21 protein-coding genes and 2 pseudogenes are annotated in these 18915 nt (G+C 44.4%); 7 read left to right on the top strand and 16 right to left on the bottom strand.

Annotated elements, in window-relative coordinates:
* Positions 1–53: 53 nt before the first annotated feature.
* From V1224_03965 to V1224_03930, 8 genes and pseudogenes are all read right to left on the bottom strand, one after another.
* A complete protein-coding gene (locus V1224_03965; protein ID WWR16615.1) occupies positions 54–1016 on the bottom strand; it encodes a transglutaminase family protein in 963 nt (320 codons plus the stop codon).
* A 385-nt stretch (positions 1017–1401) separates the two neighbouring features.
* The gene (locus V1224_03960) at positions 1402–3210 is read right to left on the bottom strand and encodes an FtsX-like permease family protein (protein ID WWR16614.1); all 1809 of its coding nucleotides are present in this window, start codon (positions 3208–3210) and stop codon (positions 1402–1404) included.
* Complete coding sequence (locus V1224_03955; protein ID WWR16613.1) at positions 3207–3890, bottom strand: ABC transporter ATP-binding protein; 684 nt, start codon at positions 3888–3890, stop codon at positions 3207–3209. Before V1224_03955 ends, V1224_03960 begins: the two co-directional genes overlap by 4 nt.
* Positions 3891–3999: 109 nt before the next feature.
* Entirely contained in the window at positions 4000–5037 is a 1038-nt protein-coding gene (locus V1224_03950) for a HAMP domain-containing sensor histidine kinase (GenBank protein WWR16612.1), read from the bottom strand.
* A gap of 8 nt (positions 5038–5045) precedes the next feature.
* Complete coding sequence (locus tag V1224_03945; GenBank protein ID WWR16611.1) at positions 5046–5732, bottom strand: response regulator transcription factor; 687 nt, start codon at positions 5730–5732, stop codon at positions 5046–5048.
* Positions 5725–5903: pseudogene (locus tag V1224_03940) on the bottom strand (DNA-binding protein). Before V1224_03940 ends, V1224_03945 begins: the two are co-directional and overlap by 8 nt.
* A gap of 467 nt (positions 5904–6370) precedes the next feature.
* A complete protein-coding gene (locus V1224_03935) occupies positions 6371–7183 on the bottom strand; it encodes a GNAT family N-acetyltransferase (GenBank protein ID WWR16610.1) in 813 nt (270 codons plus the stop codon).
* A gap of 210 nt (positions 7184–7393) precedes the next feature.
* Positions 7394–8019: pseudogene (locus V1224_03930) on the bottom strand (recombinase family protein).
* Between the two features lie 262 nt (positions 8020–8281).
* Between V1224_03930 and V1224_03925 the strand changes: the two are divergent.
* The 4 genes from V1224_03925 to V1224_03910 all read left to right on the top strand — a co-directional run bounded on the left by V1224_03925 (position 8282) and on the right by V1224_03910 (position 9523).
* Positions 8282–8374: a putative holin-like toxin gene (locus tag V1224_03925; GenBank protein WWR16609.1), complete on the top strand. Its 93-nt coding sequence runs from the start codon at positions 8282–8284 to the stop codon at positions 8372–8374.
* 164 nt (positions 8375–8538) lie between these two features.
* The gene (locus tag V1224_03920; protein ID WWR16608.1) at positions 8539–8814 is read left to right on the top strand and encodes a tyrosine-type recombinase/integrase; all 276 of its coding nucleotides are present in this window, start codon (positions 8539–8541) and stop codon (positions 8812–8814) included.
* A 160-nt stretch (positions 8815–8974) separates the two neighbouring features.
* Positions 8975–9199 carry a hypothetical protein gene (locus tag V1224_03915; protein ID WWR16607.1) on the top strand — a complete coding sequence of 75 codons (225 nt, stop codon included), beginning with the start codon at positions 8975–8977 and terminating at the stop codon, positions 9197–9199.
* Positions 9200–9244: 45 nt separating this feature from the next.
* Complete coding sequence (locus tag V1224_03910; GenBank protein WWR16606.1) at positions 9245–9523, top strand: hypothetical protein; 279 nt, start codon at positions 9245–9247, stop codon at positions 9521–9523.
* 1330 nt (positions 9524–10853) lie between these two features.
* On the opposite strand, the gene rpsI is transcribed toward V1224_03910, so the two are convergent.
* From rpsI to V1224_03880, 6 genes are all read right to left on the bottom strand, one after another.
* Complete coding sequence (gene rpsI / locus V1224_03905) at positions 10854–11249, bottom strand: 30S ribosomal protein S9 (protein ID WWR16605.1); 396 nt, start codon at positions 11247–11249, stop codon at positions 10854–10856.
* Between the two features lie 30 nt (positions 11250–11279).
* The gene (rplM, locus tag V1224_03900) at positions 11280–11708 is read right to left on the bottom strand and encodes a 50S ribosomal protein L13 (protein WWR16604.1); all 429 of its coding nucleotides are present in this window, start codon (positions 11706–11708) and stop codon (positions 11280–11282) included.
* Between the two features lie 203 nt (positions 11709–11911).
* On the bottom strand, positions 11912–12652 hold the full coding sequence (gene truA, locus V1224_03895) for a tRNA pseudouridine(38-40) synthase TruA (protein ID WWR17418.1): 741 nt from the start codon (positions 12650–12652) through the stop codon (positions 11912–11914).
* Positions 12649–13458: an energy-coupling factor transporter transmembrane component T gene (locus tag V1224_03890; protein WWR16603.1), complete on the bottom strand. Its 810-nt coding sequence runs from the start codon at positions 13456–13458 to the stop codon at positions 12649–12651. The genes truA and V1224_03890 overlap by 4 nt, the downstream gene beginning before the upstream one ends.
* Positions 13452–14306 (bottom strand): energy-coupling factor transporter ATPase, encoded by an 855-nt coding sequence (locus tag V1224_03885; protein ID WWR16602.1) that lies wholly within the window; start codon positions 14304–14306, stop codon positions 13452–13454. The genes V1224_03890 and V1224_03885 overlap by 7 nt, the downstream gene beginning before the upstream one ends.
* A gap of 47 nt (positions 14307–14353) precedes the next feature.
* Positions 14354–15199: an energy-coupling factor transporter ATPase gene (locus tag V1224_03880; protein ID WWR16601.1), complete on the bottom strand. Its 846-nt coding sequence runs from the start codon at positions 15197–15199 to the stop codon at positions 14354–14356.
* Between the two features lie 177 nt (positions 15200–15376).
* On the opposite strand from V1224_03880, the gene V1224_03875 reads away from it, so the two are divergent.
* Both V1224_03875 and V1224_03870 read left to right on the top strand, forming a co-directional pair.
* The gene (locus V1224_03875) at positions 15377–16285 is read left to right on the top strand and encodes a M15 family metallopeptidase (GenBank protein ID WWR16600.1); all 909 of its coding nucleotides are present in this window, start codon (positions 15377–15379) and stop codon (positions 16283–16285) included.
* 168 nt (positions 16286–16453) lie between these two features.
* The gene (locus tag V1224_03870; GenBank protein WWR16599.1) at positions 16454–16687 is read left to right on the top strand and encodes a helix-turn-helix transcriptional regulator; all 234 of its coding nucleotides are present in this window, start codon (positions 16454–16456) and stop codon (positions 16685–16687) included.
* Between the two features lie 34 nt (positions 16688–16721).
* Here V1224_03870 and V1224_03865 read toward each other — a convergent pair whose 3' ends face one another.
* Positions 16722–18089 carry an MATE family efflux transporter gene (locus V1224_03865; GenBank protein ID WWR16598.1) on the bottom strand — a complete coding sequence of 456 codons (1368 nt, stop codon included), beginning with the start codon at positions 18087–18089 and terminating at the stop codon, positions 16722–16724.
* A gap of 76 nt (positions 18090–18165) precedes the next feature.
* Positions 18166–18603, bottom strand: coding sequence for an Rrf2 family transcriptional regulator (locus tag V1224_03860; protein ID WWR16597.1), 438 nt, complete (start codon positions 18601–18603; stop codon positions 18166–18168).
* A gap of 152 nt (positions 18604–18755) precedes the next feature.
* Between V1224_03860 and V1224_03855 the strand changes: the two genes are divergently transcribed.
* The gene (locus V1224_03855) at positions 18756–18908 is read left to right on the top strand and encodes a hypothetical protein (protein ID WWR16596.1); all 153 of its coding nucleotides are present in this window, start codon (positions 18756–18758) and stop codon (positions 18906–18908) included.
* Positions 18909–18915 lie beyond the last annotated feature (7 nt).

The raw sequence follows: 18915 nt of genomic DNA, 5'->3' as shown, positions 1-18915 counted from the left end.
TCATACGCTGCTCCGTGCCCTGGCTATCCCAAACAATTAGGTAAAAAACGTCTTTACTGATAATCAAACAAAGCTTCCATCTTTGTATATTTCCCTGCCATCTGCGCCTGGGTCGGTCCAAAGCGCGCATTGCTCACCGTACCGTTCCCCCGCAGCGTAGTCAGATAATCAATATGAGGATCGAATACATAAACCGTACCGTCAGGGCCGTCTAACTGACACCACACGTGAGGAGTATAACCGCCTCCGCCTGTAGTCACGGCACCGGACACCATATACATGGGCACTCCCAGTCTCCATGCCATCGCCGCAAAAATCGCACTGTATGTGTCACAGACACCGATTCCGGAATGCAGCGCTGCATAGGCTTCCACATAAGTAGTAGGAATGTCAGGATTGTCGGATATGGAGACGTCTTCCCAATCACCCACCTCTTCATATCTTTCGTCTTTCATATGGAGGACGATATAATCATGACAGGCTTTCAGTTTATCATGGGTATCCATATCCGGCGTAATTATCTGTGCAAAAATATTGTCCAGCATTGCGTCAAACTCCGGTATCCCACTTGTCGCATCCGGATACAAGGGGATAGAATCCAGCATTTGACGAAGGCCCTGATAGCGAATGTCTCTCTGCGTGCTCGGCACACTGAAGACTGGCTGCTGCCCCGGCTGTCCCGAAGCGCTTCGAATCCTTTTATCCGCATATAGCGTTCCATCCGGCCAGGTTGCAATCGGACATGGCTCTTTGCAGTTCCATACAAAAGCCAGGCCATCGGCTCCGAAGTAAAACCATTCTCCCCAGTCGCTCTGCACCCACTCATTGACTACAAAACTGCCGTCATCCTCCACGCAGACAGTTCCTTTCATATTCGCATCCCAGACGATCTGTCTTGCCGCCGCCGTCATACAACTCCCTGCAAACATACATACCGATGCCGTCAGCGCCAACATCCTTTTGACTGTGCCCCACTCATCCTTCTCATGTTTCCTGCCCTCCTGTTTTATACGCATAGTTACTCTTTCTTTTGCAATATCTGCATTATCAACCCCGATATCATGCAGTTCGATAAAATATTGTCTTTTCTTTGCCTTTGCTATATTGCTTAAAATGGATTTCTTTGTTCTTCTGTTTCAGCCTCCAGTACAAGCTGCAAAGTGTCTTCCGGCTGCAGTTTTTGTATATCTTCATAGATTTTTTCAAATTTTTTAACGTCACACATTACAGCACCTCCCTGGTTCGTATTATATTAAATTTATTATACCCCTAATCTCCTGAAAAGTTAAGATAAAACTCCGCAGGAAAACCTGCAGAGTCTATCTTCTTGAATCTGTATAATTTTTCTGCTTATCGCTTACTGAACTGCCCTGTGGTAACACCCCATTTTTCACTTGCTTCTTATAATTCATTGATGGTTGCAGTAATCGACATATTACGAATCCACTTCGCCGGAGTATACACAGCTGCGATTGCCGCAATCGAGACAAACAAAAGAATGACGCCCAAAGAGGTAACTGGAAACTGCCATACCGCAGATGGAAAATGTCCCGCAATAAGGAAATTATACAGTAGCTTGCTAAGTGGCAGGCCAATAGCACAACCAAAAACACAGCCAAAAACAGCATAAGTACATGCTTCGCAAGCAATCATTTTTGTCATTTGCCGTTCATCCATTCCTACTGCCCGCATAGCGCCGTATTGCTTCATTCTGGCAGACACACTCATGGAAATACTATTGATGATATTCATTACCGTTACCAGTGCAATAATTGCCAAAAACGCATAAACACAAAAAACAAAAGCCATATAAGTTCCCGTAGTGCGCTCATTGCGTTTATCCCGAAAGCTATATGTTGTATCTACGGAATTTTGGATTGCCTGAACATTTTCGTCTGTAGCATTCCCCGCTGTCTGTATCAGCACAAGAGAATAATCTTCATCCCCTGTCAAACGGATAAATGTCTCACCGGAGGTAATCAATGTAAGCTTTCCGTTTGTCGATCCATCCTCGCTAAAGGGATCATTTTTTAACAATCCGGCTATGTTAAGGGCTTCATCCCCTATTTGAACAGTGTCCCCGATTTTCCATGTACTGTCCTGATCCGATGTCGCCAGAATAAAGTGGCTGTCCCCATAAACTTCGGACAGGTCACTCCCCTTTTTCAAAGCACCGTCTTTTTTCAGACATTGCAAATCAAAATCGTCATAAGAAATCAGATCAACTGTACCGGAAAATCCGGTATCGCCGTTTAGTCTGGCAGGAACATCAAACGCACTACGACGCCCGTAAACCTCTTTTACTCCATCCATTCCACGGATGGATGCAAGCAGTTCCCGGGGGATACAATTACTACCAGCACTTGCAATATCAATATCTGATGTGGCGGCAGACTGCGGTATCAGATAATCCACGAAATCAATCATTACAGAAAAACTTAAAAATAAGATGATACTGAGTGCGAAAGAACCTGTCATCAGGAATAAATTTTTCTTTCCGGATACTGCATGGCTGATACCGAGAAGCGCTTCAATTTTCCCAAACCTTGTGTATGGTGAATGATGGATTGTTTTTTCGCTGCCTGCATTTCCAGATACTGCTGTAATGGGGGATACTTTCGCAGCGTGTTTTGCCGGAGCGTTTGCGGCAATCAGTACAGTGATCAGTCCCACGAAGATGCCGCAGGCAATACCAAAAATACTGATGCCAAAGAGAGGAATATCAGAAAATTCTTCTCTGACTACAAAACGCAGTGCTGCGCACAGCCCCCATGTAGCAACAATTCCCGACACAAGGCCAATAGGTACAGCCGTTTTGCACCAGTTTAATGCCTCCAAACGAACAAACCGAATGATCTGCTGTTTGCTCATGCCAATACAACGCATCATTCCAAAAAATTTGGTTCTCTGCGCAACGCTGCTGTTCATACTGCTGGAAATCATCAAAACGCCTGCAATCAAAATCAGCAGGAACAGAATAACCGCGGCAGAAAGAAGAGTTTGCCCCATTGAACTGCCGAGCAAGTCTCCCATAGAAAAACTTCCATGCTTGTCAACCAATCGAGACTGTTCCATTCTAAAGCCCATTTCAGCCATACTGAATACTGCTGTTACCATAAACACAGCAAATACAATACAAAGCAGCGTCATACGATTTTGACGACGGTGGACTCTCGCAGAAATGGGAATGAGACTAAGATAGCTTTTCATTCACTACACCTCCCAAAATCGGTCAAAGTGCCGTCTGACACCTGCAATACCCGGTCTGCCGTTTGCGCAATGGTACGGTTATGGGTAATCATAATGATCGTCTGCTCGTATTTTTTCGATGTTTCTTTGAGCAATGCTATGACCTCGCTGCTGTTTTGGGAGTCCAGATTTCCGGTCGGCTCATCTGCCAGAATCAGAGAAGGGCGGGTAAGCAATGCGCGGCCAATCGCCACTCTCTGCTGCTGACCGCCTGAAAGCTGACTAGGCAAATGATTACGACGGTCTTTTAAATTCAGCACCGTCAGCAGTTCCTCCAAGTATCTCTTGTTCGGCTTTTGATAATCCAGCAACAACGGAAAAACCATATTCTGTTCCACCGTCAACTCCGGAATCAGGTTAAACGCCTGGAAGATAAAGCCGATATTCCTGCGGCGAAATACCGTTAGTTTTCGGTCATTCATGGAAAAAATATCCTTGCCATCAATCAGCACCTTGCCTGAAGTTGGCATATCCAAAGCACCGATCATATTCAGCAGTGTGCTTTTACCAGAACCAGATTCTCCGACGATTGCCACATATTCTCCCTTAGGAACAGAAAAGTTGATATTCCTCAGCGCTTTTACAGCAGTTTCACCGCTGCCATAGGTCTTACAAATATTCTTGACCTCTAATAAATTCATAGTGCAAACACCTCTTTCTTATGTTTTTGCGATGCAGACAGGCAGGCTTCATTTTCTGTCTACGATTGAAAGAATAGCACTGAAATATTACTGTAACCCTACAATCAGCCTACAGTTTTGTAGGAATCAGAAAATTCATCGTGAAACTTGTCCCTCTGCTCAATTCACTGTCTACCTCGATTGTTCCTCCATGTGCTTCAATGACTGCTTTCGCAAGCGGGAGGCCAAGACCGATACCCTGTGTATCTTTTGAAAAACGGCTGCGATAAAAACGCTTGAAGATATGGTGCAGATCCTCTGGATGAATGCCACATCCATTGTCCTTTACCACAATTTGAACACCGGATGGAAACGCTTTCCATGTAATGCGAATAACAGCGCCACTTTCCGTATGGTCAAAGGCATTTTTCACAATATTGTCGATTGCCTCAGTCAGCCAATCACGATCACAGAAAAGAGAAACATGATCCGAGTCAGACAGAATGACTTCCTTCTTTTCCTGTCTGGCTCTATATGCAAAATGCAGTTCAATATCACGCATCATATCCGCCACATTCTCTGTAGTCTTTTCCAACACGATGGCGCCGGCATCCAGTCTTGTAATCTTGAGCAGGTTTTGTACCAGTGTTTCCATGCGGTCAAGTTCCTGTTCAGATAAATCGGCAAACGCTTTTACCGTACTCAATTCCATATCTTCGTCTTGAAGCAGACCATTATAAATATTCAAAGCAGCCAGCGGTGTTTTCAGCTGGTGAGAAATATCAGAGATCGTATTTTTCAAAAATTCCTTTTCCCGAAGTTCGTTATCTGCGTGAGCATTTAAGACAGCCGCCAGGGAATTGACAGAATGAAATAGTCGATACAGTTCGCCCTCCTCATCACATTCAATACGGGCACTGCGATCTCCGTCAAGATACGCATGGATATGTGATACCGCCTGCTCCATGACTTGATTTTGTTTTTTGAAATAGGAACAACACGCCGCCGATATAGCCCCTCCTGTCAATACGAAAACAAGCAATAGGAAAAAAGAAAACCGCTGATAGCACAACCATAAGAACCCATGTGTCAGCAGAAAGGAGACCGCCCAAATAACTGATAATGCAAAAAACAGTTTTTTGATTTCTTTGTTTGCAAATATTTTCATAGGCCATCTCACCCGATCACATTCCATTTGTAACCCATTCCCCGAACCGTCAGGAGCATTTGTGGTTCACTCGGATTATTCTCGATCTTCATACGCAGCCGCCTCATATATACAGTAAGGGTACTGCTGTCAATATAATTTCCATCGCAGTCCCATAGCCTATCTAAAATTTGTTCTTTGGTAAGTACCATGTTAGGGTTTCTCATAAACAGACACAGCAGCTTGTATTCTGCGGCAGTCAGATCCAATCGCATTCCTTCCTTAAATGCCTGCCCTTGCAGCAAAAGCACTTTCATTCCGTTGGATTCCAGTTGTATATCTGCAGAGCTGAAATCTTTTGCCCGGCGAAGCAGCGCATTTACTCTGGACACTAACACTCCCAGCTTAAACGGTTTTGTAATATAATCGTCTCCACCAATGTCCAATCCCATGATAATGTTCACTTCTTCATCTGCCGCTGTCAAAAAAATGATGGGGACTTTGGAAACTTGCCGCACTTTTTTGCAAAATTCAAATCCGTTGCCATCTGGGAGTGATACATCAAGCACCAGCAAATCATATTTTCCATCCGCCCATAAACCATCCGCTTCTTTGAGGGTTCTGGCAACAACTAACTCAAATCCCTGTTTTTTGAACGCAAAAGAAAGCCCGTTAATCAGGCTCAGATCATCTTCAAGAAGTAATATATTACTCATGCTTTTGCTCCTTTCCATGTTTTGTCCAGCCATCATTCGGCTTCTCCGCAGTTTTAGGGAGCAGCCAGACACCAGTCATCTTCACAGCACCTGGGATACGCCACTGGCACAATAATAATTTGCTCTACGAGATGTCATGCCCCATTTTGGGGCGGCCTCTTTTAATGTCATATAGTCATTTGGCACCTCCACAAGATATATTATAGTTCTCTTTTTCGAACAATATAAGTGTGTAGAAATATCGCTCTTAAAAAATCAGCATATCCGGCATTTACAATGCGCTGGGCGGTTTATCCGAAAATATCCTTGCGTCCCGCTACGTCCTCTGTATGCCAGACAAGGAGCAGATGGTCGTGCAGGTAGCGGCAGTCCTGAAAATGGCTTCTGCTCCCTTACCGAGCAGTCGGAATTGACCTGTTGTGTGATATTGTTTCTTGCATTTTCCATTAATTTTCTGATCCCGGAATACAGTTCCCCGGAAACCTTGATTTTCCGGGCTTTTTAAGCCATTTTTATAACATTTAACGTTTGCTGAACTTCAAACCGCATAAAATAAGGCTTTACAGGCTATTTGTGTGCTACAAGTGTGTTACGAAAAACTATTTTTACCTATTTTTGAACACTTACAGACACTTTCTTTAATCCCACATTAATTTGTATTCCAACACATGGCTTAACAATCTTCTTGGTTCAACATTAAACTGCTTTGCTAATTCCTGTATTCTCTCATCCAGCAAATGAATATTTTCTTCCTCACATCTACGAATATCCGCTTCCTCATGCAACAAAAATTCTGAAATACCATTAGGCTCTGCCCCAAGTTTCTCAAATAATCTTTGACTTGGATAATTTTCAGCATCAATTCTTACACGAAATTCTGACACATTCAGACGATTCTTTATTTCATCTAACATAACGCTAATTGCTCTATATCCAATTCCTTTGTGTTTCCACTTATTCAAAATTTCTATCGCTATCTCCCATTGTTCATGCGTAGTATTCTTTATACCACAATATCCGGCATATTCATTATCCACGATTACCGAAAACATTAATGCTTTATACTCTATATGTTCATTCCATAACATATTACGATAGGCTTCTTCTTTCATCATTGACTTAACGATATTATTTTCCTTTTGCAATTCAATAAATATGTCTTTATCCGAATCCTGTACTTTTCGTAATATAATTTCATTTTCTGTAATAATACACTCTCCCATTGCCCAGAACTTCTTATAAATCTTTTTCCCCATTTCATCATTTGCAGCAATATCAATTAAACGTTCTGCCAGCAACGTATTCTCTTTATCCTTAAGAAAATTGATTGCTTCTTTCTTTTTTTCTTCAAAGGTTCTTCCATCTTCTTTTTCTATAATGTCCATAACTTTATGTATTGAAACTTCTGTTGAAATTTTCATGACGTTAGCAGTTAATGATTGATTTTTCATCTTAACGACCTCTTCCATATAATGATAATTTTCATTTTATCACACAAAACCGCCTTTTTGCACATTTCAAAAATATTCTTAGAATGACAACAGGACTAAGCCTTTTTGAAAATGTCCGGCAGAAAAAGGTACTAACTACCACTATGCGGCGTTTTCCTATAAGACCCCCACGGCATGATATTTATAACAAAAACAAAAGGCAGCAGTCCATTATGAACCCTGCCTAAACAATCCTAATTCTGCTTTCAATTCTCTCTTATATTTATAGAATGTATTTCTTGCAAGCCCTATCATCTTCATGCAATCCACATCTGACAATACACCATTAAAATCCTTGCTATGCTTCTGTATCTGCTTCTTCGCTTCAATAGATTTCTTTGTTGTCAGCTTTGCCCCCTGCTTCTGCCCGATCTGCCTGCCGTTTAATCTCGCTGTTCCTTTGCAAGAGACATAAGGTATTTATTCACACCCTCTAAGATAAAGTCAACATTTGTTCCGGTCATTGATATATTGCTCTCTAATGCTTTCTTATATGTGCTTGTGTTGATATGCGGCTCTTTCAGAAAGACAAGCTCTATACCCTTATTATATAATTCTTCATACAGACAGAAGCCCTCGTCTGCATTCCTGCTCATTCGTGATACACTATCAAAGATAATAGTATCTCCTGCTTTGGCTTTCTTATACAGCTTATTCCATTCTGGTCTGTCCTGCTTTGTTCCTGTATATACTTCCTGTATTATCACAGCCTTATCATAACTGCCCTTAATATTTCTAATCTGCCTGCCAATACTTTGCTGTTTTGTGCTTATCCGGCAATATCCATACATACACATCAGCAACACCCTCTCTTTCAGTATCACTTCTATTGTTCGTCTGTTTTGATACTATTATTGTACCCCTTATTATTGTCAATAACTTTTGATACTATTTTTATTTACATTACTCTTAATACTCAACATCAAAATGTGATTGATGAATAGACGGACTTATGATATACTTTGTGGCACGGGAAACCAGAGAGCCAAAGGCGGCAACCCCTCTTTTTTACTCGGAGGGTATGGAAGCCCTCCAGACGAAAGAAAGGAGGGCGATACAATGATTACATATCAGGATTTCTTTTTGTTCTGTACGTTCATTGTTGCCCTTATCAGTCTGCTTTATCAGATTTTTAAGGACAAAAGAAAGTAGCCGCCAACTACTCGCAATAGTTGACGGCTGTGAATTTATAACACGCCAATGTTATTGTGAGGGGTAGCCGCTTCTCTGGCTTTCCCTCTGTTTAATCATAATATAGCATATCTCCCGGATAAATTCAAGAATAAATTCCGTTAATGTAAACCGTCTGGTATAATTTGAATGATTGCAAATATCTTTTAAGCACACCAGAGGGCAAGCATTTTGAATATAGAAATTACTATGACAGCTACTGGAAACCGTTAATAGAACAGTCAGGAATGGGCCACCGCCCAAACGATACAAGGCACACTTGCATTTCATTACTTGCTGAAGCCGGGGTTGATGATAAGCTTGTCAAAAAAATTGTAGATCACAAAGGGCAGGGGGTAACACAACAGGTATATACCCATTTTGAGATACAAGCCCTTATAGATGCCATAAACAAAATCTAGGCAAGGAGTTGATGCAGATTGATTGTAGCAATTAAAAAGGCTCTACAGTACCGCAAATACCATAGAGCCACTACCCCACAATAATCACTCGACAAAGCAAATTAAAGTGAGTATGTTCATTGTAGCATACTTCCCAACCAAAAGAAAGGAAGCTTTTACAATGAAGAAGATTAAGAACATGACCGCTGCCGAAGCCAAGGAAGCTTTTACAAAATGGGAAACAAAGCACCCTCGGCATGATGATTTTGATTTTAACGCTGCACAAATAAGCAATTACAAAGAACTTTTCAGACAAGCTGATAGAGAAAGCATTATTGATTTGATTTATGACCTTTTCAATTATGGGTTTATGGCAGGATATAAGCAATCAGAATCCGAACAGTAAGCAAAGATTGATAAGCATATAAAAGACGATATACACCGTAATCTTTTGGAACTTATCTATTATCTGCCTTTTGGGTACAGAGCAGAGTATTTCTATTGCATGATGTCCTATCTGCTGCCGGAAGATTGTTTTTACCTTATGCCAAAGAGAATAACAAAGCCAATGCTTGAAATCCGGGCAGAACGTGAGGACAGAAAATCAAAGGAAGCAAAGCCGGAGCAGACCGAGGAAGAAAAGAAAGCCGGGGAGTACCGTTGTAATATCACACGAATGTTGTACGATATTAAAAACCTTGATACTATCGCAAGCATATATAGCCGTTAAATCAAGCTATAACAACGATGACACATGGGTAGATGATGAGATTGCGATACCAGAGCAGTTAGAGTATTTTTCTTATACCTTTTTTGATTTTCATGTGCAAAAAATAGATGATGGGTCTATGGGATGTTTTAACATGAAAAACAATCTATTACTATAGAGCCAGATTATTTACATGATGAACCAACAATCCTCCACGAAATGATACATTTACATGAATATGTACTCAATGAACTACCCCTGTTTTATCATGATGTATATTCCTATTGTTTATATAAATCGCTACAATCAAAAATTGTAGATTTAGATGAACGTATTGAAGCACACGGTCATCTCCTCAACGAACAACAGTTATATAGTCATGGTGGCTTACATGATATTTTATTTCTATATAAAAAGTTTTGATCTGGATTTAAAAATGGGATATAAACTAGCCACAGTAATGGGATATGGTTACAAATAACCGTTACATAAAACTGAATTAAAGGGTGTCTGTCAAAAGCAGATGCCCTTTATTCATTCCAAAAAGAAACCTCTACCCTCATTTTGGATAACGGTTTCTCTTAGCTAACGGCTTTCACATCACTTTTCATGCAAAATTTTTACACTTAACAAAACATTTACTATCAGGGATACTAAACACGCCATATATAAAAATCTTTGCTTTTTCAAAACTATGTGAAGAATTTCAGTCGCTAAATTTTCTTGCTTTTTCATCATCTTTCACCACCTTTCCTTATTGATATTGAAATTATCTCATGAAAAAAGAATTTATAAAAGTCCGTTATTGGCTCAATAATGGATGCATAATGGGTACATAAAGGACACTTTATGTTATTTCTTAATTATCTAGGAAATTACCGCTTGCGTGTTTTCCCAATAATCCGCCTTACTTCTGATGTTTTCATGCAATGTATGTTCCTGCTGCCTGTCACGTCATTTACTTAGCCCTTTTTCAGATAGATAAAATATCCCTCGTCTTTGGTATAGGACAAATCTTCTATCATTTCATAATATTTTCTTTATCCTGTCCTTTTCGCCTTTGGGAATAACAAAGTTTATTCTGTCGTAATGCTCTTTGATATGCCGGTTCTTATACGCTGTTCTGTCCATGAAAACACCGCCTTTTCCTTGATAACCGCATTATACAAAACTCTTACGCAAGACACAAGATTTTTATTCCCTCGTTTGTGTGCTACTTGTGTGCTATGTGTGTGCTACGCTTCAAAATTCAGCACTTTTTAGCACAATTTCAGAAAATACAGATATAAAGAAAACCCTTGAAAATCCAGCATTTTCAAGGGTTTTATAAAATCTCTTATTCTGTTCCAAACTATCTCTTGCTGAACTGCGGTGCACGTCTTGCCGCTTTGAGACCGTATTTCTTTCTCTCTTTCATACGAGGGTCTCTTGTCAGGAAGCCGGCTTTCTTCAATGTCGGTCTGTACTCAACGTCCACCTGAAGCAGCGCTCTGGAGATACCGTGTCTGATTGCACCTGCCTGCCCTGTAAAGCCGCCGCCTTTTACGTTTACGAGCACATCATACTTCTCAACGTTCTCTGTGGCAACGAGAGGCTGACGCACGATCACTTTCAACGTCTCTAATCCGAAATAATCATCAATGTTTCTTTTATTAATGGTAATATCGCCTTTTCCGGGTACTAAGTATACTCTGGCGATCGATTTTTTTCTTCTGCCTGTTCCGTAGTATCTTGCTGTTTTAGCCATTTCTGATTCCTCCTTCTTTGTCCCTTTCGATTAAAATGTCAGCACTTCAGGCTTTTGTGCTGCATGTGCATGCTCCGGCCCTGCGTATACGTGAAGTTTCTTAAACATTTGTCTTCCCAAAGGTCCTTTCGGAAGCATCCCCTTAACCGCAAGCTCGACAACCTGCTCCGGTTTCTTTGCCATTTTCTCTCTCAGAGTCGTTTCCTTCATACCGCCCACATACTCGGAATGATGGTAATAGATCTTCTGATCCAGCTTCTTGCCCGTTACTTTCACCTTCTCGGCATTGATAATGATCACATTGTCACCGGTATCCATATGAGGAGTGAAGATCGGTTTGTTCTTCCCTCTTAAAATTTTGGCAACTTCCGATGCCAAACGTCCTAATGTCATATTCGTAGCGTCTACCACGTACCACTTTCTGTCGATTGTAGACGGACTCGCCATAAAAGTTCTCATTATGTTACCTCCATAATAAATCTTATCTTACTATCAGTTCACTGCGATCTTCACCGTACTCCGGCGGATGTCCGGGCCGCCAAATTCAGTCTGAAAACCATTGTGTTAAGTCTGTCCAAAACCGTATGCCCGGGATTGACATACTTCTTCGGATACTGCATACTGGAAAATTATATTATAATGCTCCGTGCGTGTCAAGAGATTCAGTCAATAAAATCATAACGAATCAGCGTCAGCCCTCTTGCAGGCATCGTCGGGCCTGCCATCTGTCTGTCGCGGGCCTCCAGAATCTCCGTCATCTTCTCCGCCTGGTATTTGCCCTTCCCGAAATCAATCAGCGTGCCGGCGATAATCCGCACCATATTATAGAGAAAGCCGTTGCCGGAAACCCGTATTTTAAGCATATTGCCTTCTTCCAGAAGCTCTATGCGGTAGATCGTGCGCACCATATTGTCGACCTTGCAGTCGATGCTGCAAAAACTTTCGAAGTCGTGCTTTCCCTCCAGATAGGCGGCCGCCTCCCGCATCCAGTCGACATTTAAGGGCGTGTAGATAAAATGAGAGTAAAGCCGCTCCGTCGGCATTGGAAATTCTCCCCGCCAGATTCTGTATTCATAAGTCTTAATGCTGTTGCACCTTCTCGGATGAAAATCATCCGCCACACGGCTCGAGCGCTGAATGCGAATATCCTCCGGCAGGCGCTGATTCAGCGCATAGCTGATCTTCGACGCCGGCATCCTCGTGTCCGTGTCAAACACGGCCACATTACAGAGCGCGTGAACGCCCGCATCTGTCCGACTGGCGCCGATGACCTGAATCTCTTCCCCCAGCAGCGCTGAGAGATGTCTGTTCAGCTCCGCCTCTATCGTATTTCCATTTTTCTGTATCTGCCAGCCATGATAGGCTGTCCCGTCATAAGCGACGATCAATTTCACACGCATTATGGCAACATTCCCATATTCCTGACTAACACCAGGATCAATAGATAACTGATCAGTATCACATATGCCAGATAATCCCGCTTCCTGTACTGAAGCGGCTTCATCTTCGTCCTTCCCTCGCCTCCCTGATAGCATCTGGCTTCCATCGCCATCGCCAGATCATTGGCACGGCGAAACGCCGAGATAAAAAGCGGGACGAGCAGCGGCACCATCGCTTTCGCCTTTCTGATCAGACTGCCGCTCTCAAAGTCGGCGCCCCTGGCAATCTGCGCCTTCATGATTTTGTCTGTCTCTTCCATTAAAATAGGAATAAAACGGAGAGCGATCGACATCATCATCGAGATCTCATGCACCGGCACCCGGATCTTTTTCAGGGGGCCCAGCAGTTTTTCCATGCCATCCGTCAGATTATTCGGTGTCGTCGTCAATGTCATCAGAGACGAACCGACGATCAGAAATGTCAGCCGGATTGCCATCATGACAGATAACCGCAGTCCCTCCTGCGTGACAGTCAGCTTCCAGATCTGTAGCAGCGGCTCCCCCGGCGTCAGGAACAGATTGAAGACAACGGTCAGCAGCAGGATAAACACGATCGCCTTCATCCCTCTGACCATATAGCGAAACGGCACTTTGGATATCCGAATGACCACCGCCAGAAACAGCGCCGCCACAAGATACCCGGTAAAATTATGAAATAAAAACAGGGAAATAATATACAATACCGTTCCCGTCAGCTTGACCCGCGGATCAAGTCTGTGTATGACGGATTCGGTCTGATAATATTGTCCCAGCGTAATATCTTTTAACATTCTGCCTCCAATGCCTTCAAAATTTCCTGCTCCGCCTCCTTCAGAGTCGTCGCATTCGCATTTACGGGCATCCCTTTTGCGCGAAGCGCCTGCATGATATAAGTGACCTGAGGCGCCGCCAGTCCCACTGCCTCCAGCTTTTTCACATGGCGGAACACTTCCTTCGGTGCGTCGTCAAACAGTACGCTGCCATGATCCATGACAATAATCCTGTCCACATATTCGGCAATGTCTTCCATACTGTGAGATACGAGCACTACCGTGATCCCCATCTCCCGTTTCAGGTCGGCGATCTGCCCCAGTATCTCGTCCCGCCCTTTCGGGTCAAGCCCTGCCGTCGGCTCATCAAGAACCAGCACTTCCGGCTTCATGGCAAGCACACCTGCAATGGCCGCTCTTCGCTTCTGACCGCCGGAGAGGTCAAACGGCGACTGATAATAGTATTCCTCCGGAAATCTGACCAGACGCAGCGCCTCAAATGCCCGCAGCTCCACTTCCTTCGCCGGGAGACCGAGATTTTTCGGTCCGAAACAGACGTCCGAAAACACATCCACTTCAAAGAGCTGATGCTCCGGATACTGAAAAACAAGTCCCACCTTGCTCCGAAGCTCCTTCTTATCATACCCTTCCACATGAATATCGGCGCCGTTATAATAAATGTTTCCGTCCGTGGGTGCCAACAGCCCGTTCAGATGCTGCACGAGTGTGGATTTCCCCGACCCGGTATGACCGATGAGACCGATAAACTGTCCGTCGGGAATTGTCAGGCATATATCTTTTAACGCATACACAGCCATTTCCGTATCTCTCTCATAGACATGACTGACGTGATCCAGAATGATAGACATCGGCTATCCCTTCCTGCTTTCTTCTTATTTTAAATCTCTGCCACAGATCAATATCCGAGCGCCTCCGCCAATTCCTGAACAGACAAAATACCGTCCGGCAAAGGAACTCCTTTTTGCTGTAACTCATGGGCAAGCATCGTTACCTGCGGTACATCGAGCCGCAGGCTTTTCAGCTTCTCCACCTGTGAGAAAATCTCTCTCGGCGTCCCCTGCATTACGACTCTCCCTTTATCCATAACGATAACCCGGTCCGCATGAATGACTTCTTCCATATAATGAGTGATCAGCAGTACCGTGATTCCTTCCACCTGATTCAGGGCACGCACCGCGCGGATCACTTCCTTTCGCCCGTTAGGGTCCAGCATTGCCGTCGGTTCATCAAGGATGATACATTCCGGGTGCATGGCGATAACTCCCGCGATCGAGACTCTCTGTTTCTGACCACCGGAAAGTTTATTCGGAGAAGCCTTGCGGAATTCATACATGCCTACCGCTTTCAGACTTTCTTCCACACGCTCCCAGATCTCTTTCGTCGGAACACCCATATTCTCCGGGCCGAATCCCACGTCCTCCTCCACGACCTGTCCGATAATCTGATTGTCAGGATTTTGAAAAACCATGCCCGCCTTCTGCCGGATCTCCCAGATATTTGCTTCCTGCTTTGTATCCTTGCCGTCTACCAGCACTGTCCCTTCCGTAGGATAGAGAATCGCGTTGATATGCTTGGCCAGCGTCGACTTGCCGGAACCGTTATGTCCGAGGATCGCCACGAATTCTCCCGGCTCCACATCCAGATCAACTTCATCCACCGCCCGGGTCACACCCTCTGCATTACCCTCTTCATCACGCCGGATATATTCAAATATCAGTTTGCTCGCCTGGATGATCCCCATCTTCGCTCTTTCCTCCCGGACATTTTCATCTGCTATATTGTACTCGATTCTCCCGTGAATTACAAGTAAAAATGGTCTGCCTGATTTTTCATTTGCACCGCATTCCCTGCTATGCTATGATGGGAGCAGACAACGACAACTTCCTACACACAGACAAGAAAAAGGGATAGTATAATCATGAAAAAGAATATCAAATGGCTGGGGATTCTGGCCGCATTTCTCCTGTTCTGCGCCGCCACGGCGGTCATCAACCATAACTCGGAGACGCTTGCCGACTATGCCGAGCGTGAACCGGAGCTTGCCTATATGACACCGGAGACAGAAGAAACTGAGGAAACCGCGCAGTCTGCGCCGGCAAATGCAGATAACCCGGCCCCGGCACAGGAGCCGGACGCCCCTAAGCAGCAGGACGCCACCTTCACTTCCTTAAGTCATGCCGCCGAGAATGGAGAATCAGAAATGAGTGAGATCGAAATCTGTTATGAACGAACAACTTATCAGCCCGGCTTTTATTATGAGCCTTTGTCAGAAGATGTGAAAAAGAGAATTACCGGTCTGTCTTACAAAGAGGATTGTCCGCTCCCTTATGAAGACCTTCGCTATGTGAGCGTTCAGTATGTAAACTTCAAGGGAAATGTCAGCACCGGGGAGCTTATCTGTAACAAAGCCATCGCGCAGGATCTGATCGAAATCTTCTACGAGCTCTATCAGGCACAGTATCAGATCGAGCAGATACGGCTCATCGATGAATACAGCGCCGACGATGTCCTGTCCATGCAGGACAACAACACCTCCTGTTTTAATTACCGCACCATAGCCGGTACGGACAAAATCTCCATGCACGGCCAGGGGCTTGCCATCGACATCAATCCTTTCTTCAACCCCTATATCACTTACAGGGGCGGTAAACAGCAGGTCTCTCCCACGGGTGCGGAAGCCTATGCGGACCGCAGTCAGCCATTCGCCTATAAAATTGATGAAGACGATCTCTGCTACAAACTGTTTACCGAACATGGCTTTTCCTGGGGCGGCAACTGGAATCACAGCAAAGATTATCAACATTTTGAGAAAAAGATCGCACAGTAGCTAAGGCGGTTCCTCTTCTTCGAACAGACAGGGATACTTTTCTCTGTTTTGGAAATGCTCTTTTTATAATCTGTTTCAGATTGAAATAAAGATAACCTGAAACGGGTTAGATACAATGAAATCGTCGTAACGAAAAAGAGTATCAGTAGAAGAGAAAAGAGGTACGCCATGTATTCGCGTTTAAAGGACTTACGAGAAGACTTAGATCTGTCACAGAAAGAAATGGGCATCATACTCAATATGTCACAGCCCGGTTATTCCAAGTATGAGACTGGCGAGAATGATATACCGACGTCAATTCTGATCGAGCTTGCCGACTACCATCACACAAGCGTCGATTATCTTTTGAATCTCACCGACGTAAAACAGCCCTATCCCAGGGCAAAGAAAATAGTATATTGATCCAATGAGCAAAATCAGAGAAAAGGAGTTGTCTTCACACAACTCCTTTTCCTTTCCATTTCCCTCCTGCAAAACGGGTGACAAATAAAATGACCCGGAAAATCCAGTCTATGATCATGGCAACCCATACCCCGACCGCACCCCAGCCCAGATAGATCCCCAACACAACACTGGAAAAGATACGAAATGTAAACATGGAAAAGATCGAGACGACCATTGTAAATCTGACGTCCCCTGTCGCACGCAGCGCATGAGACAAGGTAAAAGACAACGGCCAGAGCAGCAACGCCATGCCATTGTGTATAAAGATCAGGATTGTCGCCAGGCTCCTTGCCTCATCAGAGAGCGTATATACATTCAGAATCCATGGCAGCGTCACAAGGATCACTCCAATGACACACCAGGAAAGCAGATACGTCAGACGGAGCAGCTTTTTGATATAATAAGAAGCCTGTGCATCGTCCCCTGCGCCAATGCACTGTCCTACTACGGTGATCATCGCCAGGTTCATGGCCTGCCCCGTAATACAGCCCATGGCATCCAGATTGTTGGCCACTGCGTTGGCCGCGATCTGCGCTGTGCCAAATACGGAGATAATGCTGACGACAATGACTCTCCCGAATTGAAAAATACCGTTTTCCACACCGCTCGGCACCGCAATATATAAGATTTTTCGGATCAGGCTGCCCTCCCAGGTAAAGATTCGCCTGGGCGTCAGATAGACCTGATGTTTATGGCTGAGCAGAATCAGAAACATGACCACAGACGCCGCCGCTCTGGAGGCAAACGTAGACCATGCTGCTCCGGCAACTCCCATGGAAAACCCGAAGATCAGGATCGCATTGCCGATCCCGTTCATCACATTCATGCCGACAGAGACATACATCGGCAGTCGGGAATTACCGATCGCGCGCATAACCGCCGCGCAGGAGTTAAACACCGCAAGAAACGGATAGGAATATGCCGAGATAATAAGATAGATCAGCGCATTCTCCATCACGTCAGCCTTGATAGAGCCGAACAGCACCGACAAAAGAGGCTCCCGCCCCATCAGCGTAAACAGCATAATCCCTACAGAGATCAAAGCGGTGATCATGATCAGCTGATCGGCGCAGACGCAGGCCTGCTCTTTCTTTTTCTTGCCGATATACTGCGAGATGACAACACTGCCGCCTGCCGCCACTGCCGCAAAGACATTGATAATGACCGTATTGATCATATCCACGAGCGACACTCCCGATATTGCCGCCTCTCCCGCATAGGAGATCATCATCGTGTCCACCATTCCCACTGTGATGGCAAGCACCTGCTCTACGATCAGGGGCAGGATCAGCGCTCTCAGCTGCCCGCCTGTAAACATCGTATTCTTTACTACGTCGCTTTTGACTGCTTTCTGACTCATGAACATTTCCAGCTTCCCGCTTTTTTATCTCTCAGTGCTTCTCAGTTTTTTCTGTCTCTCAGGTCTGCCCGGCTTTTCAAATGCTGTAAGAACCTGCGATCCTCTCCTGCTGCCGCTCCGCCAGATCGGCGATCGTCACATTATCCACGACATGATTGATCGCTTCTGCAAGCTCCTTCCAGACCTGCAACGTCTCACAGGTATCACACCGCTCACATTCGTTGACTTCATCGTCCAGGCAGGCCACCGGATTCAGACTCCCTTCCGTCAGGCGAAGGATCATCCCCACCGTGTAAGAAGCCGGATCTCTGGCAATCTTATAGCCTCCCTGCGCGCCCCGCACACTTTTCACATATCCCGCTTTGTTTAAAACAGAAATAATCTGTTCAAGATATTTCTCTGAAATATCCTGCCGGCCCGCAATTTCCTTCACCTTGATATATTCTCCTGTGTTATTCGTGGCAAGATCAAGCATGACCCGCACTGCATAACGTCCCTTTGTCGATATTTTCATAGTCGTCCTCCATGCCCTGCAATCCCTGTAAATCATACTATACCAATATGATTTTTGCAATACACAGTCTGCCGCGACCACAGCATCTCTTTCGCATTCCGCATATTTGTACAAAAAAACGCAATACTAACAAAAAAGCATGGGAGGTCATCATGAAATTAACAGAGAAGAAAAAACCGGTATCCACCGTTCCCAAGGGTGTCTGGGAGAGCAGCAGACCACTGCACGAAGAAAACAGGGAAGAGAGAAGTCCGTCCGTAGACATGCAGAAAAACGGTTATCCCGTGAATCAGCGCAACAAATAACTTCTGC

This window comes from Lachnospiraceae bacterium JLR.KK008 (assembly GCA_037015955.1).
In the GTDB taxonomy this organism is placed as follows: Bacteria; Bacillota; Clostridia; order Lachnospirales; family Lachnospiraceae; genus VSOB01.
This window is presented reverse-complemented; position numbering and strand designations above follow the sequence as displayed.

What these genes read in the sequence shown, in the direction of transcription:
- rpsI (WWR16605.1), bottom strand. Translation starts at nt 11,249, where the DNA reads ATGGCTAAAACAGCAAGATACTACGGAACAGGCAGAAGAAAAAAATCG.
- V1224_03885 (WWR16602.1), bottom strand. Translation starts at nt 14,306, where the DNA reads ATGTCTATCATTCTGGATCACGTCAGTCATGTCTATGAGAGAGATACG.
- V1224_03965 (WWR16615.1), bottom strand. Translation starts at nt 1,016, where the DNA reads ATGCGTATAAAACAGGAGGGCAGGAAACATGAGAAGGATGAGTGGGGC.
- V1224_03855 (WWR16596.1), top strand. Translation starts at nt 18,756, where the DNA reads ATGAAATTAACAGAGAAGAAAAAACCGGTATCCACCGTTCCCAAGGGT.
- V1224_03880 (WWR16601.1), bottom strand. Translation starts at nt 15,199, where the DNA reads ATGGGGATCATCCAGGCGAGCAAACTGATATTTGAATATATCCGGCGT.
- V1224_03860 (WWR16597.1), bottom strand. Translation starts at nt 18,603, where the DNA reads ATGAAAATATCGACAAAGGGACGTTATGCAGTGCGGGTCATGCTTGAT.
- V1224_03925 (WWR16609.1), top strand. Translation starts at nt 8,282, where the DNA reads ATGATTACATATCAGGATTTCTTTTTGTTCTGTACGTTCATTGTTGCC.
- V1224_03870 (WWR16599.1), top strand. Translation starts at nt 16,454, where the DNA reads ATGTATTCGCGTTTAAAGGACTTACGAGAAGACTTAGATCTGTCACAG.
- V1224_03945 (WWR16611.1), bottom strand. Translation starts at nt 5,732, where the DNA reads ATGAGTAATATATTACTTCTTGAAGATGATCTGAGCCTGATTAACGGG.
- V1224_03960 (WWR16614.1), bottom strand. Translation starts at nt 3,210, where the DNA reads ATGAAAAGCTATCTTAGTCTCATTCCCATTTCTGCGAGAGTCCACCGT.
- V1224_03950 (WWR16612.1), bottom strand. Translation starts at nt 5,037, where the DNA reads ATGAAAATATTTGCAAACAAAGAAATCAAAAAACTGTTTTTTGCATTA.
- rplM (WWR16604.1), bottom strand. Translation starts at nt 11,708, where the DNA reads ATGAGAACTTTTATGGCGAGTCCGTCTACAATCGACAGAAAGTGGTAC.
- V1224_03875 (WWR16600.1), top strand. Translation starts at nt 15,377, where the DNA reads ATGAAAAAGAATATCAAATGGCTGGGGATTCTGGCCGCATTTCTCCTG.
- V1224_03915 (WWR16607.1), top strand. Translation starts at nt 8,975, where the DNA reads ATGAAGAAGATTAAGAACATGACCGCTGCCGAAGCCAAGGAAGCTTTT.
- V1224_03890 (WWR16603.1), bottom strand. Translation starts at nt 13,458, where the DNA reads ATGTTAAAAGATATTACGCTGGGACAATATTATCAGACCGAATCCGTC.
- V1224_03955 (WWR16613.1), bottom strand. Translation starts at nt 3,890, where the DNA reads ATGAATTTATTAGAGGTCAAGAATATTTGTAAGACCTATGGCAGCGGT.
- V1224_03865 (WWR16598.1), bottom strand. Translation starts at nt 18,089, where the DNA reads ATGAGTCAGAAAGCAGTCAAAAGCGACGTAGTAAAGAATACGATGTTT.
- V1224_03935 (WWR16610.1), bottom strand. Translation starts at nt 7,183, where the DNA reads ATGAAAAATCAATCATTAACTGCTAACGTCATGAAAATTTCAACAGAA.